Origin of the sequence: Streptomyces canarius, from assembly GCF_014650735.1 — a bacterium.
GTDB classification, from domain to species: domain Bacteria; phylum Actinomycetota; class Actinomycetes; order Streptomycetales; family Streptomycetaceae; genus Streptomyces; species Streptomyces olivaceoviridis.
Window position 1 is genome coordinate 95,688 of record NZ_BMVN01000031.1, and the last position, 14,434, is coordinate 110,121.

Annotated in this window: 14 protein-coding genes; 9 read left to right on the forward strand and 5 right to left on the reverse strand. The window is 71.4% G+C overall.

The window, feature by feature from the left end; translation table 11 throughout:
* Nucleotides 1-86: 86 nt before the first annotated feature.
* Both IE294_RS32840 and IE294_RS32845 read right to left on the reverse strand, forming a co-directional pair.
* Entirely contained in the window at nucleotides 87-614 is a 528-nt protein-coding gene (locus tag IE294_RS32840; RefSeq protein ID WP_189892146.1) for a YbhB/YbcL family Raf kinase inhibitor-like protein, read from the reverse strand.
* A 252-nt stretch (nucleotides 615-866) separates the two neighbouring features.
* Nucleotides 867-2,306 (reverse strand): aldehyde dehydrogenase, encoded by a 1,440-nt coding sequence (locus IE294_RS32845; protein ID WP_189892148.1) that lies wholly within the window; start codon nucleotides 2,304-2,306, stop codon nucleotides 867-869.
* Nucleotides 2,307-2,503: 197 nt separating this feature from the next.
* Between IE294_RS32845 and IE294_RS32850 the strand changes: the two genes are divergently transcribed.
* Nucleotides 2,504-5,254, forward strand: a complete 2,751-nt coding sequence (locus IE294_RS32850) for an AAA family ATPase (RefSeq protein WP_189892150.1) — start codon at nucleotides 2,504-2,506, stop codon at nucleotides 5,252-5,254.
* Nucleotides 5,255-5,326: 72 nt separating this feature from the next.
* On the opposite strand, the gene IE294_RS32855 is transcribed toward IE294_RS32850, so the two are convergent.
* Complete coding sequence (locus IE294_RS32855; protein WP_189892152.1) at nucleotides 5,327-6,049, reverse strand: SDR family oxidoreductase; 723 nt, start codon at nucleotides 6,047-6,049, stop codon at nucleotides 5,327-5,329.
* A 189-nt stretch (nucleotides 6,050-6,238) separates the two neighbouring features.
* The gene (locus IE294_RS32860; protein ID WP_189892153.1) at nucleotides 6,239-7,165 is read right to left on the reverse strand and encodes a LysR family transcriptional regulator; all 927 of its coding nucleotides are present in this window, start codon (nucleotides 7,163-7,165) and stop codon (nucleotides 6,239-6,241) included.
* Between the two features lie 173 nt (nucleotides 7,166-7,338).
* Here IE294_RS32860 and IE294_RS32865 point away from each other — a divergent pair, with 173 nt between their 5' ends.
* The 6 genes from IE294_RS32865 (at nucleotide 7,339) to IE294_RS48025 (ending at nucleotide 11,141) form a co-directional block, all read left to right on the forward strand.
* Nucleotides 7,339-8,142, forward strand: a complete 804-nt coding sequence (locus IE294_RS32865) for a glycine betaine ABC transporter substrate-binding protein (protein WP_189892155.1) — start codon at nucleotides 7,339-7,341, stop codon at nucleotides 8,140-8,142.
* Nucleotides 8,143-8,224: 82 nt separating this feature from the next.
* A complete protein-coding gene (locus tag IE294_RS32870; protein WP_189892157.1) occupies nucleotides 8,225-9,250 on the forward strand; it encodes a zinc-binding alcohol dehydrogenase family protein in 1,026 nt (341 codons plus the stop codon).
* A gap of 232 nt (nucleotides 9,251-9,482) precedes the next feature.
* Nucleotides 9,483-9,794, forward strand: coding sequence for a putative quinol monooxygenase (locus IE294_RS32875; protein ID WP_189892159.1), 312 nt, complete (start codon nucleotides 9,483-9,485; stop codon nucleotides 9,792-9,794).
* Between the two features lie 110 nt (nucleotides 9,795-9,904).
* Complete coding sequence (locus IE294_RS32880) at nucleotides 9,905-10,372, forward strand: indole-3-glycerol phosphate synthase (RefSeq protein WP_189892161.1); 468 nt, start codon at nucleotides 9,905-9,907, stop codon at nucleotides 10,370-10,372.
* A gap of 140 nt (nucleotides 10,373-10,512) precedes the next feature.
* Nucleotides 10,513-10,764, forward strand: a complete 252-nt coding sequence (locus IE294_RS48020; RefSeq protein WP_229917508.1) for a hypothetical protein — start codon at nucleotides 10,513-10,515, stop codon at nucleotides 10,762-10,764.
* Complete coding sequence (locus IE294_RS48025; protein WP_229917510.1) at nucleotides 10,761-11,141, forward strand: cysteine hydrolase family protein; 381 nt, start codon at nucleotides 10,761-10,763, stop codon at nucleotides 11,139-11,141. The genes IE294_RS48020 and IE294_RS48025 overlap by 4 nt, the downstream gene beginning before the upstream one ends.
* 39 nt (nucleotides 11,142-11,180) lie before the next feature.
* On the opposite strand, the gene IE294_RS32890 is transcribed toward IE294_RS48025, so the two are convergent.
* Complete coding sequence (locus IE294_RS32890) at nucleotides 11,181-11,636, reverse strand: ATP-binding protein (RefSeq protein ID WP_229917512.1); 456 nt, start codon at nucleotides 11,634-11,636, stop codon at nucleotides 11,181-11,183.
* Nucleotides 11,637-11,918: 282 nt separating this feature from the next.
* Between IE294_RS32890 and IE294_RS32895 the strand changes: the two genes are divergently transcribed.
* Both IE294_RS32895 and IE294_RS32900 read left to right on the forward strand, forming a co-directional pair.
* Nucleotides 11,919-12,767 carry an MBL fold metallo-hydrolase gene (locus tag IE294_RS32895; protein ID WP_189892163.1) on the forward strand — a complete coding sequence of 283 codons (849 nt, stop codon included), beginning with the start codon at nucleotides 11,919-11,921 and terminating at the stop codon, nucleotides 12,765-12,767.
* Between the two features lie 83 nt (nucleotides 12,768-12,850).
* Nucleotides 12,851-14,347, forward strand: coding sequence for an FAD-dependent oxidoreductase (locus tag IE294_RS32900; protein ID WP_189892165.1), 1,497 nt, complete (start codon nucleotides 12,851-12,853; stop codon nucleotides 14,345-14,347).
* Nucleotides 14,348-14,434 lie beyond the last annotated feature (87 nt).

Genomic DNA, 14,434 nt, shown 5'->3' on the forward strand with positions numbered 1-14,434 from the left:
ACGGGCTCGGCGGACACCTCACCGGCCGCGACGGGAAGCGTCGCGGCCGGTGAGGTGTCGGGGCTTCAGTCGACCTGCCAGGGGCTTCAGTCGACGGAGAAGCGGGCGGTGACGACCGCCCGGGCCAGCGTGTGGCCCGAGAGGTTGAAGCCGAGGAAGGCCGGTGGAACGCCGTGGTCGAGGCCCAGGGTCTCCACGTCCACGGCGTGTACGGCGATGTAGTAGGTGTGTTCGCCGCTGCCGGCGGGCGGAGCGGCTCCCACGTACCGCTTCAGACCGGCGTCGTTGGCGAGCTGCCAGGCCTTCTCCGGCAGTCCGGCACCCGACTCGTCCCCGGCCCCGGCGGGCAGCTCGCTGACCGTGGCCGGGATGTCGGCGACGGCCCAGTGCCAGAAACCGCTGCCGGTCGGGGCGGTGGGGTCGTAGACGGTGACGGCGAAACTACGGGTCTCCTCGGGGAAGCCCGCCCAGCTCAGCTGGGGCGAGGTGTCGGTGCCGCCGGCGCCGAAGACACCGCTCGCCTGAGGAAGCGCAAGCCTTCCGCCGTCGGTGAAGTCGGTACTGGTGAGCGTGAAGGAAGGAACTTCCGCTATGAGGTCGTACGGGGTGGACATGGGATTCCTCTCGGTGTGCGCGGTGACCCGGAGTGTGGGCGCGTGCCGCCCCGTGCCTCGGTACACGGGCACGCGCTCCGGCCCGGCCGACCGTCGTCGGACGCGTGGTCGCGGTTGCCGCGGCCGACATCCATCGTCGTGAGCGGACCGGGAGCGGTGATCCGTCGATTGACTGACGCGGACGCAGAGGTGACGAGTGCGGCCCTCGCGGGCGTTCGCGCGCGGAGGAGGTGATGGTCGCGGTGGGAGGGGTCAGACCGCGATCGTCTTGTACTCGGCGTACTGGGTCAGGCCGGCCGCGCCGAACTCCCTGCCGATGCCGCTGCTCTTGAACCCGCCGAAGGGGGCGTCGAAGGAGAACGGCGCGCCGTTGACGGAGAAGGTGCCGGTGCGGATGCGCCGGGCGATCTCCAGGGCGCGGTCCTCGTCGGCCGTCCACACGCCGCCGCCGAGGCCGTACGGGGAGTCGTTGGCGATGCGGACCGCGTGGTCGTCGTCGTCGAACGGGATGACCACGAGCACCGGGCCGAAGATCTCCTCCTGTGCGATGCGCATGGAGTTGTCGACGTCGGCGAAGAGGGTGGGGGTGACGTAGTAGCCGTCCTCCAGACCGGCGGGGACCTCGGGGCCGCCGGTGACGAGCCGGGCGCCCTCGCGGATTCCCGTCTCGATGTACGACCGCACGCGCTCCTGCTGGTCCGCCCTGACCATCGGCCCGATGAAGGTGGCGGGGTCGGAGGGATCGCCGACGGTCAGCGACTCGATGAGGTCCTTCAGCCTGGCCACGGCCTCGTCGTAGCGGCTGCGGTGCACGAGGATCCGCGTGTGCGCGACGCAGGCTTCGGCGTTGTTGGCGAAGGAGAGGAACTTCAGGCCCTCCGCCATCGCGTCGAGGTCGGCGTCCTCCAGCACGATGGCGGCGGACTTGCCGCCGAGCTCCAGGCTCACCCGCTTGAGCTGCCGGCCGGCGATGGCCGCGATGGTGCGTCCGGCGCCCGTCGAACCGGTGAACGCGATCTTGTCGATGCCGGGATGGGAGATGAGGTACTCGCTGGTGGCGCGGTCGGCCGGCAGGATGCTGACCACGCCCTCCGGCACGCCCGCGGCGGTGAGGATCTCCCCCAGCAGCAGCGTGACGAGGGCGTTCTCGGGTGATGCCTTGAGCACGACGGTGCAGCCCGCCAGGAGGGCGGGGACGATCTTGACGAGCGCGGACTGGTGCGGGGCGTTCCAGGGGATGACGGCCGCCACGACACCGACCGGTTCGCGGCGTACCAGGACGCGGCCCGGGGCGCCGTCGGTCCGCGGCAGTTCCTCCTCCCACGGCAGGACGGCCGCGGCACGCAGGAAGGCGTCGGTCTGCTGGGGCAGGGCGGCGGCGGTCCAGCCGGTGAACCAGCGCGCGCTGCCGTTCTCGGCGGTGGTGAGGTCCGCGATCTCCTCGGTGCGCTTGGCGTAGAGGTCGTTGAAGCGGGCGATGACGTCCTGGCGTTCGGCCGGGGACAGGCGCGGCCAGGGACCTTCGTCGAAGGCCTTGCGGGCGGCGTCGACGGCGAGGTCCACATCGGGCTTCGTGGCCTCGGCGGCCAGCCCGACCAGGGACCGGTCGTGCGGGGAGCGGACCTCCAGCAGGTCCTTCTTGGCGGGATCGGTCCAGCGTCCGCCGATGTACAGCTTGTCGTAAGTGATCACTGAGAGTCCTTCTCGCGGGGTGCCGCCCGGAAGCGGGAGAGGTCCGCCAACTTAAGAGAACAGCGTTCTCTTAGTCAAGAGAACAGCGTTTCGTTAAGCTTGATTCCCGCGACGGGCGCCCACCCGACCCGAGCATGTACATGCCGCCATGGCCGAAAAGAGCCGTATAGTACGGTTGATCGACTTGCAGCGAGCGCATGTCGCAACACATCGGTACGGGTGGCTACGTGATAGGGCGGGAATCCGAGTTCGAGCAGCTGACCGCCCTCATCGATGCCGCGCGGGAGGGACACGGCGCCTCGGCACTCGTGCACGGGGAAGCGGGTATCGGGAAGAGCAGGCTGGCCTCCGCGGTCGTCGAAGCCGCGTCCTCAGCAGGCTTCACGGTTCTTTCCTGCCACGGCATCCGTGGCGCCGGCGCGGCCGGTTTCGAGGGGCTGCACGAACTGCTGCTGCCCCTGCTCGGCCGCATCGACGCTCTGCCGCCACGTCAGCGCATGGCCCTCAAGGTCGCGTTCGGGGCGGAGGGGGAACCGGCGGACCGGTTCATCACCGGCCTCGCCGCCTTCGGGCTGCTGGAGGAAGCCGCGGCACGGGGCCCCCTCGTGCTGCTGATCGAGGACCTGCACTGGCTCGACCGGTCGACGGCCGACGTCGTCACCTTCCTCGCGGCCCGCATGAGCGTCATGCCGGCACTGCTCCTGGCCACCAGCCGGACCGACCGCGTCTACCCCGACCGCAAACTGCACTTCGAGCACCACGTGTATGTGACCCCGCTCGGACAGGAGGACGCGCTGAAGCTGGTCGCCCTGCACGCGCCCGCACTGACGCTGCCGCAACGCCGCCGTCTGGTCGAGCGCGCGCTGGGCAACCCGCTCGCCCTGACCGAGTGGTCGACCAACCCGTCCTGGGCCGACGGGCCGCCTTCCGCCGACGGGAGCCGGGTTCCGATGGGCAGGCGCCTGGAGGACTCGTTCCTGGCCGAGGTCGCCCTGTTGCCGCCGGCGACGCAGCACGCTCTCCTCGTCGCCGCCGCGGCAGAGGATGCGAGCAGCTACGAAGTGCTCGCGGCGGCCCGCAATCTGGGCCTGGAGCAAGGCGACTTCGCGCCGGCCGAGAAGTTCGGACTGCTCACCCTCACCCGTGGCACGTACAAGTTCCGCCACCCGTTGGTGGGTTCGGCCGTGTACGACAACGCCGACTTCGGCGCACGGGCGCGCGTGCACACCGAACTGGCGGCGGTCATCGTCGATGCCGCACGCGCCGTCCAGCACCGGGCCGCGGCAGTCGCCGGATGGGACGAGGACGTCGCCGCCGAACTCGAAGCACTCGCCGTGACGGCAGGCCGGCGGGGTGCGCGGACCGAAGCCGCCGCCGCCTGGCGACGCGCGGCCACGCTGACCCCGGTCGCGGCGGACCGGGCGCGACGCACGGTGATGGCAGCGGAAATGGCCCGGCAGGCCGGCTCGACGGCGGACGCCGTCGCGCTGCTCACCGAGGCGAAGCCGATCGTCGACGACGAAGCGTCGACGGTGCAGTTCGCTCGTACCGAATGGATGCTCGCCGGCACCAGCTCGACACTCCTGGGGCGCGGCGGCGACGAACTCGTCGCGATGTCGCGGAGGCTGAGCGATCCGGCCGACCGGATCGAGGTCCTCACCTGGGCCGCGGTGCGCAGCTACCTCCGCCAGGACACATCCCCCGACCTCGCGGCAGCCGTCGCGGACGAGCTGCGGCGAGCCGACGCCGCCACCGAGCCACAGCAGGTGCTCCGGGACATCGGCCTGGCCCTGGTCAGCCCGGCGGACCGGATCAGCTCCGTCGAGAAGGCGCTGTCGTTCATGCAGCGGGAGGCCCGCGAGGCGTACGCGACGCTGCTGAACTGCCTCGCGTTCGCCGTCGAGGACACCCACGACCTCCCCCTCGCCGACCGCGTCTGGGGCGCCGGGGTCGACATGTTCCACCAGGCGGCACGGGTCGGCGACGTGGCGGTGGCCCTCTCCGGACGCAGCACCGTCCGCGTGACCGCCAACACGATCGCCGCCGGCCTCACCGACGCGGAACTCGCACTGCGCCTCAGCTACGACCTGGACGTGCCCGTGGTCGGGGCCCTGGCCACCGCGAACATCGCACGCGTACGTGCGTGGCGCGGCGAACACGAGCAGGCGACCGCCGCCCTGAACACCTGTGCCGAACTGTCCGGGCCCACCCCGGTCCCCAGGGTGGCGGCGGTGGCATCCTGGGCGTCCGCCCAGGTGGCGGCGAACGAGGGCCGCGCCGACGAGGCGGTCGCCCACTTGCTGGCATGCGTCGAGCACCCGCCCATCGGCGTGTGGGCGGGCGGCGACATCGCCGACACGGCCGTGCGGGCCGGCCGGCCGGAGCTGGTGGGGGGCTGGCTCGACATGGCTACGGCCGCCCTCGCGTCCAGCGACTCCGACCATCTCGCGATGCTCATCGAACGGTCGCGGGCCCTGCTGGTGCAGGGGAGCGACGCACGCGGTCACTTCGAGCGGGCGATAGAACGCGGTGAGGGAACCACCGCGTTCCTCGACCTGGCCAAGACCCGGTTGTTCTTCGGCGAGTGGCTGCGCCGGGAACGCCGCATCGTGGAGGCGCGCGGCCACCTGTCCGCGGCGCTGCACGTCTTCGAGTCACACCACGCGGCACCGCTCGTACGGCGAACGGCACGGGAGCTGGGCGCCGCCGGCAGTGATGTGCAGCGGACACAGCCGGGCCCGGCCTTCGACGCCGGCACCGTGCTCACCGCGCAGGAACTGCACGTCGCCCGGCTGGCCGCCCAGGGGTACACGAACAGGCAGATCGCCGACCAGCTGTACCTCTCCCACCGCACTGTCGGAGCGCATCTGTACAAGGTCTACGCGAAGTTGCAGATCAACCGGCGCTCGCAGCTCGCCGCCGCCCTCGCGTCCGACACCCTCGACTGACCCGGAGCACGGCCCACGACCGCCGGGGGTCCCGGCACGGCCGGGGCACCGGCCGCCCTGCGGGTGCCGGCGCTACGCCAGGCGTGCGCCGCCGTCGACGTGCAGCACCGTTCCGGTGACGTAGGGGTTGTCCATGGCGAAGAGCACCGCCTTGACGACGTCGTCCGCCGTTCCGACGCGCCGTACGGGGTTGTTGTCGGCGATCTGCCGGAGGAATCCCGGCTTGGCGTCACCGAGCTTGTCCCAGGCGCCGCTGTCGATGATGCCGGGGGACACGGCGTTCACGCGCAGCGGGGCGATCTCGACGGCCAGGGCGTGGACGAGGAAGGCCAGGGCGCCGTTGGTGGTCGCCATGACCGTGCGCCCGGACGCCGGGCGCCAGGCGGCAACCCCGGAGAAGAAGGTGAAGGAACCACCCTCGCGTGCCTGGCCGGCCAGGTGCTTGGCGAGGAACAGCGGACCGGTCACCTTCGCCGCGAAGGCCCGTCGGACGTCGACCGGGTCGAGTTCGGCCAGCGGCCCGTTGGCGGGAACCGCCGCCGTCGACACCAGGTGGTCGAAGGGGCCGACCTCGTCCGCCAACCGCGCGGCGGACGCGTCGTCGGTGATGTCGAACTCCACGGTTCGCCACGGGCCGGTCAGTTCACCGGCCGTGTCCTTCAGCTTGCCGAGGTCCGGTCCGGCGAGGACCAGCTCGGCGCCCTCGGCCGAGGCCGTGCGTGCGAGGTGCCGTCCGATCGCGGAGCCGGCTCCGATGACGACGATGCGCTGTCCGGAACGTTCCTGCGTGGTCATGTGGATCTCCTTGGGTGAGGCGCCGTGGCGCGGCCGATGGGGCACGGCCGTCACTCTTCTCCTCCGCACGCCAATGAGGCCAATGACTGTTTTCGTCGCTCCCCATAAGTTCCGCTCATGACGTTCCGTTCATGACGCACGGACGGCTCACCGTTCCGTTCATGACGCACGGGCAGCTCACCGTCCGCGCTACCGGCTTCCCCCCTTGCGCAGGCGTCTGGCGACGTGCCCGGGCATCAGCGGGGCGTGTTCCCCGAGGGTCTCCAGGAAGGACGAGGTGACCGGGTCCGGGCTGGTGCGGGTGTATCCGGTCAGCTGCCGGCGCAGGGGCGGGTCCGGACGCAGGAACGCGCCGGCGAAATGCGGCGGGATGCTGTTGGCGGGCACGAGTGTGGGCCCGAGCCCGGCCGCCGCGTACCCGATGGCCGACGCGGCCTGTTCGGTACGCACCGCGACCCGGGGCCGGAAACCGGCGGCGCCACAGGCCCGTTCGAGGATGTCGGACAGGCCGCTGTCGGGGGTGAAGTGCACCCACTCCCGCTCGGCGAGGTCGGACAGCCGGACGTCCGGCGCGCGGTCGGAGAGCGCCACCGGGTCGTCGGACCCGGTGACGACCAGGAACTCCTCGGCGCCGATGTGCCGGGCGGTGCCCTCCCAGTCCTCCGGCAGCGGTCCCACGGCGACGTCGGCCTGGCCCGCGGCCATGGCCTGCGCCAGCTCGTCGCTGCGCCGGTGTTCGAACAACCGGATGCGCACGCCCGGGTGCTTGCGGCGCCACAGCCCCAGGACGGTGGGCAGCACGCCCGAGCTGACCGAGTAGAGCGTGGCCAGGTGCAGTTCCCCGGTGGAGACGCCGGCGGCGCGGCGGGCGGAGACGGTGGCCCGGCCGGCCTCGGCCAGCGCGGCCCGGGCGTGGGGCAGCATCGACCGGCCGGCCGGGGTGAGCCGCACGCCGCGCGGCAGCCGCTCCAGCAACGGCCCGCCGACCTCCCGTTCCAGTGCCTGGAACTGGTGGGAGAGTCCGGGCTGGGTGACGTTGAGGCTTTCCGCGGCGCGGGTGAACGATCCCTCGTCCACGATGGCCACCAGGTACTCCAGTTGTCGCAATGTCGCCATGCTCTCAGCTTATAGAAAGAATGCCAAAGAGTTCTTGGACTTATGGACCGGTGCCGGAGCACGATGAGTGCGTGCCGGGGACCGGACGGCCCGAAGGGGTCGGAAGACTCCGGACGCCCGGTCATACATGGCGGAGTTTCCGCAGCTCAGGCCCCCAGGTCCAAGGAGTCATCATGTCCGCCTCCCGCTCGGAGCCGACCATCACCGTGGGCAACGTCGCCCTGTCGTTCCACCGTGCCGCCGCCGCGGTCACGCGCCGCGTCCTGGAGGCCCACGGGCACCGGGTGGACAGCGTGGAGGCACCGCACGAGCAGTTGTTCCGGCTCCAGGAGGAGGGCGGCATCGACGTCCTGGTCTCCGCGTGGCTGCCCTCCAGCCACGACACGTACCTCTCCCGCTACCGGGACCGGGTCCGGGTGCTGACGCCGCACTACCGGCCGTACTGCGTGTGGGCGGTGCCGCCCTACGTCCCCGAGGACGAGGTGCGTCAGGTCGCCGACCTGACGCGGCGGGAAGTGGCCGAGCGGATGACGAAGGCCGTCGACGGCATCAACCCGGGCGCCGGCATCAGCCGCTTCTCCGCCCGGATGGTGCACGCGTACGGCCTGGACGAGCTCAGCTACACCTTCACCCCGGGCACCGAGTCGGGGTTCCTCTCCCGGGTGGAGCGCGGCATCGCCGCACGGGAGTGGTTCGTCGTCCCGCTGTGGCGCCCGCAGTACCTCAACCGCCTGTACGGCCTGCGCCCCCTTCACGAGCCCAAGGGCCTGCTGGGCACCGTGGACGACGCCAGTCCGGTCGTCCGGCTCGACGCGCTGGACCACCTGCACCCCGACGCGGTGGCCCGGCTGGACAGCCTGCACCTGGGCAATGACGGTGTCGAGGAGATCGACGCCCTGATCAACGTGGACGGCCTCACGCCGTTGCAGGCCGCCGACCGCTACCTCGCGCGGCACGGCCACACCCTGACGGTGTGACCCGCCCGGCGACGACGCGGCGGCACGCCCGTACCCGACGACCTACCCGTTCGAGCAGCACACGGAAAGCGAAGATCCTCCCATGAACAAGACCACCATGCGGGCCGTCGGCTACCGCGAGAGCCTCCCCGTCAGCGACCCGGAGAGCCTGGTCGACGTGGAACTGCCCGTCCCCGAGCCCGGCCCGCACGACCTGCTGGTGAAGGTCGAGGCCGTGGCGGTCAACCCCGTCGACTACAAGATCCGGCAGAGCAACGACCCGGGCGGCGGGACCAAGGTGCTCGGCTGGGACGCGGCGGGCACCGTGGTCGCGGTCGGCGAGAAGGTCGAGACGTTCAGGACGGGCGACGAGGTGTACTACGCCGGCGCTCTGGACCGGGCCGGCGCCAACGCCGAGTACCACACGGTCGACGAGCGCATCGTGGCCCTCAAGCCCGCCACGTTGTCCTTCCCGGAAGCCGCGGCCCTGCCGCTGACCTCGCTGACCGCCTGGGAGGGGCTGTTCGAACACCTCGGCCTGGAGAACGGCGGCCTGAACCAGGACGGCGCCCTGCTGATCACCGCCGCGGCCGGAGGCGTCGGTTCCATCACGGCCCAGCTGGCCCGCGCCCTGACCAGCCTGACCGTCATCGGCACCGCCTCCCGTCCGGAGACCGTCGAGTTCGCCACCCGCATGGGTGTGCGGCACATCGTGGACCACCGCGAGCCCCTGGCCCCCCAGGTCGCCGAGGTGGCACCGGACGGCCTGACACACGTGTTCAGCACCGCCAACACCGACGGCAACCTCGGCGCCTACGCGGAAGCCCTGCGGCCCTTCGGCAGGATCGTCGCCATCGACGACTTCGACTCCCTGCCCATCGGCGTGCTGAAGGCCAAGAGCATCTCCTACCACTGGGAGTTCATGTTCACCCGCTCCCTGTTCCAGACTCCCGACCAGGACCGGCAGCGGCACATCCTGACCCAGATCGCCCGCCTGGTGGACGCGGGCATCATCACCACCACCGCCGTGAAGGACCTCGGCAGGATCGACGCGGCGAACCTCCGCGAGGCGCACCGCGTCATGGAGTCCGGCACCGCCATCGGCAAGATCACCCTCACCGGCTTCTGAGCCGCCCCCACACGCCGGCCGGCCGCGCAACACTGCCCCCGGGCGCCCATTACCTGCGTTCACGGGCATCGGCGACCGGAATCACGTGTCCGACCGGCCCGCGGTGACGACAGTTGTTCCGGACCGCGGTGACGACAGTTGTTCCGGACCGCGGCCGGCCGTGCGCGGCCCGCGCGGACGCGCACGGCCGCTTCCGGCCCCCAGGGCCACCCGACGACCTACGGAGAACGCCATGACCCATCCCGAGAACGGGCCCATCGTCCTCGTCGCGCGCATGCAGGCGCGTCCCGGCAAGGAGCAGGAGCTGCGGGACGCGCTGCCCGCTCTGGTGGCCGCCACCCGGCAGGAGGACGGTTGCCTCACCTACGTGCCGCACCAGGGCCTGGACGACCTCGGGCTGCTGGTGATGCACGAGGTGTGGCAGAGCGAGGAGCACCTGCGCGCCCACTCGGGCAGCGACCACCTGCGGCGGTTCGCGGAGCTCGCACAGACGCTGACGGTGGGCGGCATCCGGATCGAGCGGCTGACCGAGCTGGCCGTGTAGAGGGGGCGTCCGGGCCGGCCCACCGGGCCGGGATCAGGTCCTCGGCCGCGGGGCGCTAGCGTTGCTCACCGTTCGCGCCCCGCCCGGGGCGCACCGAGGTTGGGACCCCGATGTTCACCAGCGTTCTTCTGATCGAGCAGCAGCTGTCGGCGGCGGACGTCAAGTTCGTCACCACGCTCCACGACGACGAGACGTTCTTCGTCGTCCTCATGCAGCCACGGGGCTCCGAGAACCGGCTGCTGCGCTCTCTGGACGACATCGCGCTCGGTGAACTGGAGCAGGCCGTCCACGAAGGCGGGGAGCCGGAGGGCGAGGAAGCCCGGCAGGCCGCCCTGGCACTGGAGCACTCGGTCCAGAGCCTGCGGGCGGCCGGCAGCGAGTGCGTCGGACAACTGGCCGGTGGCCACCCCCTGACCCTGCTGCGATCGGTGGTCGAGCAGACGCATGCCGATGAGGTGATCGTCCTGACCGCTCCGCATCTCGTGGAGGAACTCCTCCACCTCGACTGGGCCGGCCGGGCCCGTCACACGGTGGGCGTTCCCGTACTGAAGCTGTACGCACACGACGACGAGAGGTGACCGGCCGCGCGCACGCCTGCTCGCGCGTCAGTCGAACGACCGATGCCTGGACGCGTCACCGGTGACACGCTCCGAACGGCCCGGCCCCCACCCGGGCCGGCGCGCACCACGGCGGTGCGGCGGAGGAAAGGAAACCCATCATGACCACCGCGTCCACGGCTTCGGCACCGATCGGTCTCGTTCTCATCGACACGGTCAACGAGATCTTCTCCGAGGAGGGGAAGGGATATCCCGGCTTCAAGGCCGAGTTCGAGCGGATCGGCACCCTGGGCAACCTGCGCCGCCTGCTCGCCGGCTTCCGGGACATGGGCTACCCCGCGTTCTTCTCGCCGATGTCGTACACCGACGAGGAGTACGCGAACTGGCGGCACAGTCCGGCATCCACCACATGATGTTCGACAACCGCATGTTCGAGGCGGGTAGTTGGGGTGCCGAGTTCCACCCCGACCTCACACCCGGCCCGAACGACGTGACCATCGCCCCGCACAAGAACCTCGATGTCTTCGCGACGACCGATCTCGACATCCAGTTGAAGCGGCGCGGTGTCGAACACGTCGTCGTGGCGGGCATGATCGGCACGATGTGCGTGGAGTCGACGGCACGCAGCGCCATGGAACGCGGATACCGGGTGACCCTGGTCCCGGATGCCACGGCCCCCGACGGCGGACCGGACTCCTACGAGCAGATGCTGCGGCGCTACGCGCTGATCGCGCACGAGGTGCTGACCACCGACGAACTGCTGGCGACGGGACCGTTCCACAGCCGCTGACCCGGTGTGCCGGGGCCGTCGCCGTGGCGGGACCGGCGGTCAGTCCGCCTCCGGCTCCCTGCTGCCGGTCCGGAAGACGGCGGTGACGGCTTTGCCTTCGAGCGCCGGACGGGTGTGCCAGGAGTCGGCGAGGGCGGCGACGAGGTGCAGGCCCCGGCCGGACTCGGCCAGCGGGTCCGCCTCGGCCGCGTGGGGCCAGCTCGTCGTCCCGCCCTTGTCGTAGACCGTCAGCGAGGTGGCGTTCCGGTCGTGGTGGAGCATCAGGCCCCGGACACCGGCCGTGTGGGAGGCCGCGTTCGCCACCAGCTCCGTGATGACGAGGAGCGCGTCCGGCAGCCTCGCTCCGAGGAACTCCGAGCAGGTGTTCCGCACCGCTTCCCGAGCCCGCTGCTCCGCCCGGCCGGAACCGGCGAGGCTGATCACCCGGCAGGCGCCCGCCGAGGGCCGCACCTCCACCGACACGCCTTCTCGGTCAGGGCTGAGTGTTCTGTTCACGATCGGTGTCCTCCCACGCAAGAACCGCTGTTCAGGCCAACCGATCCATTGAGTTGGATATTCCAACTAACCGACCCGCCGCACGAGTTGTCCGACGGGCGGGACGGTCGCGCGCGTTGAGGCAGAAGGGCTGCCCCAACGGCTCGCCCCCGTCTCCCCGCCCGCCGTTTCCGAGCCCGGCGGCAGCAGGATGAGGGGCGGCGGGTCATGGATGACTCGCACGGAGGGGAACGCGGCAGCGCCCGTTCCCCTCCACCCGCGACCCAGGTGAGAGGAACGACGATGACGTCCCTGGCCCATGCCGTACACGTCAGTCCGATCCAGCCGTTGGCGCCGACCGCCCTGCCTCCCCGGCCGGACGGCGGCCCGCTGCTGTGGTCCCCGCTGTCCACGACTCTCGTCTACGGCCCCCGCGAAGCCGTTCTGGTGGACCCGGGGTTGACCACGGAGCAGGGGGTCGCCGTCGCGGAGTGGGCCGCCGGTTTCGACCGTACGATCACCGGCGTCTACGTCACGCACGCGCACGGCGACCACTGGTACGCGACGGCGCCCGTGCGGGAGCGGTTCCCGGACCTGAAGGTGTGGGCCACGGCCGACACGGTCGCGGAGATGGAGCGGACCACCCCCGGCGGCCGGCCTAACCCGTTCTGGGGAGCGGCGTTCCCCGGTCTGATCGGCGAGACCCCGGTCATCGCCGAGGCCGTCCCGGAAGGCGGCCTCCAGGTGGACGGGCAGCCGCTCGTCCCCCATGCCGCCGGGCACACCGACACCGATCACACGACGTTCCTGCACGTGCCGTCCTTGGACCTGGTCGTCGGCGGCGACGTCATCTACAACCAGGTGCACCAGTACCTCTCCGAGGCCGGTGCCCACGGCATCGACAGCTGGCTCGGCGCGATCGACGCCGTGGCCGCCGTCAACCCGACCACCGTCGTGGCCGGGCACAAGAATCCCGAGCGCGACGATCCGGCGTCCGTCATCGACGAGACCCGCGCCTACCTGCGTGCGGCCATGGAGGTCTTCGCCGCCGGCAGCCGGGCGGAGTACTTCGAGGGGATGACACAGAGGTTCCCTGCGTGGCTGAACCCGAGCATCGCGTGGCTCACCGCGGTGGGGCGCTGGGCCGAGTGAGGCCGGGCACCGGGGTATCCTCCTAATGACCGCCCGGTCATTAGGGCCTGACGGCGCATCTACTCGTCGGGAGTCGGGACGGCATGTCCGAAGACAGGGAACCCACGCGTCACCAGGTGGTCATCGTCGGCGGCGGCCCCGTCGGCCTGTGGACCGCTCATGAACTGGCCCTCGCGGGAGTGCGCCCCCTCGTCCTGGAGCGGGACGAGCAGCGCAGCCCGCATTCCAAGGCCCTGGGTGTGCACGCCCGCACGATCGAGGTACTGGCCATGCGCGGGCGTCACGAGGAGATGCTGGCCGGCGGCCGGCCCGTGCCGAACTGGCATTTCGGCATGCTGGACAACCGTCTGGACTTGCGGTCGCTGCCCACACCCTTCCCGTTCATGCTGACCTTCCCGCAGTCGGCCACCGAGGAACTGCTGGAGCGGTACGCGGTCGAGTCGGGCGCGGAGGTACGGCGGGGACACGAGGTGGTCTCCCTGACCCAGGACGACGCGGCCGTCACGCTCCAGGTCCGGGGCCCCGCCGACACCTACGAGGTGACCGCCCGGTACGTCGTCGGCGCCGACGGCACCCACAGCACCGTGCGCCGCCAGGCGGGTGTCGACTTCCCCGGGACCGCGACCTCCGCGTACGCATACCTCGGCGAGGTCGTGCTGGACAGTCCACCGCCGGCCGGGTTCCAGGCCCTGAACGAGGCCGGTCGCCTCCTGGTGGTGCCGCTCCCGCACGGCAGGTACCGCGTCACCGGGTACGACCCGCTCAACCAGCACCGCGATCCGCTCACGCTGGACGAACTCCGGGACACCGCACGGCGCATCGCCGGCACCGACTTCGGCATGCGCGACCCGTCCTGGCTGACCCGGTTCGGCAACGCCACGCGCGTGGCCGCGTCCTACCGCGCCGGCCGGGTGCTGCTGGCTGGGGACGCCGCGCACAGCCACTTCCCCGCGGGCGGGGTCGGTCTCAACGTCGGGCTCCAGGACGCCATGAACCTCGGCTGGAAACTGGCCGCCGTCGCACAGGGCAGGGCCGGCTCGGAGCTGCTCGACACCTATCACTGCGAACGGCACGCGGTGGGCGGGGAACTCGCGGAGCACACGCTGGCGCAGAGCGCGCTGATCACGGGGCTCACCCCGGACGTCACCGCGCTGCGGTCCCTGCTGAGCGACGCGATCGCCGACGAACCGGGCCTCTCCAGGATGCTCGCCGGCAAGCTCTCGGGACTCGACACGGCCTACCCGCCGGCCGACGCGGACGCCCATCCCCTCACCGGCGTCCGGGCCTACGACCCCGAGGGCCAGGGCATCCTCCCGCTGCTGCACGACGGCCGTCCGGTGCTGCTGACCATGGGTGACACCCCGGTCCCCGCGGAGGTGGCCGAACGGGCGGCGACGGCCGGCGTCGCGGTCCACCGCAGCCGGCTCTCCACCACCGGCGGGGACCACTGGGCGGGTGTGACCGCGGCACTGCTGCGGCCCGACGGACACGTGTGGTGGGCGACCGAACAGCCCGCCGACACGGCCGACTACGCCGGCGAGACGGTCAAGGCCCTGGACACCCTGCCCGCGCGGTTCTGAGACGATCGGGGTCCGCGCGGGGGCGTGAGGGGCGGGAATGCATCGCGGGGTGGTGGTGTTGAGAGAACTGTCTGACATGTTCGAGTC

What these genes read in the sequence shown, in the direction of transcription:
- IE294_RS32895 (WP_189892163.1), top strand. Translation starts at nt 11,919, where the DNA reads ATGACGTCCCTGGCCCATGCCGTACACGTCAGTCCGATCCAGCCGTTG.
- IE294_RS32860 (WP_189892153.1), bottom strand. Translation starts at nt 7,165, where the DNA reads ATGGCGACATTGCGACAACTGGAGTACCTGGTGGCCATCGTGGACGAG.
- IE294_RS32900 (WP_189892165.1), top strand. Translation starts at nt 12,851, where the DNA reads ATGTCCGAAGACAGGGAACCCACGCGTCACCAGGTGGTCATCGTCGGC.
- IE294_RS32870 (WP_189892157.1), top strand. Translation starts at nt 8,225, where the DNA reads ATGAACAAGACCACCATGCGGGCCGTCGGCTACCGCGAGAGCCTCCCC.
- IE294_RS32875 (WP_189892159.1), top strand. Translation starts at nt 9,483, where the DNA reads ATGACCCATCCCGAGAACGGGCCCATCGTCCTCGTCGCGCGCATGCAG.
- IE294_RS32840 (WP_189892146.1), bottom strand. Translation starts at nt 614, where the DNA reads ATGTCCACCCCGTACGACCTCATAGCGGAAGTTCCTTCCTTCACGCTC.
- IE294_RS32865 (WP_189892155.1), top strand. Translation starts at nt 7,339, where the DNA reads ATGTCCGCCTCCCGCTCGGAGCCGACCATCACCGTGGGCAACGTCGCC.
- IE294_RS32855 (WP_189892152.1), bottom strand. Translation starts at nt 6,049, where the DNA reads ATGACCACGCAGGAACGTTCCGGACAGCGCATCGTCGTCATCGGAGCC.
- IE294_RS48025 (WP_229917510.1), top strand. Translation starts at nt 10,761, where the DNA reads ATGATGTTCGACAACCGCATGTTCGAGGCGGGTAGTTGGGGTGCCGAG.
- IE294_RS48020 (WP_229917508.1), top strand. Translation starts at nt 10,513, where the DNA reads ATGACCACCGCGTCCACGGCTTCGGCACCGATCGGTCTCGTTCTCATC.
- IE294_RS32880 (WP_189892161.1), top strand. Translation starts at nt 9,905, where the DNA reads ATGTTCACCAGCGTTCTTCTGATCGAGCAGCAGCTGTCGGCGGCGGAC.
- IE294_RS32850 (WP_189892150.1), top strand. Translation starts at nt 2,504, where the DNA reads ATGTCGCAACACATCGGTACGGGTGGCTACGTGATAGGGCGGGAATCC.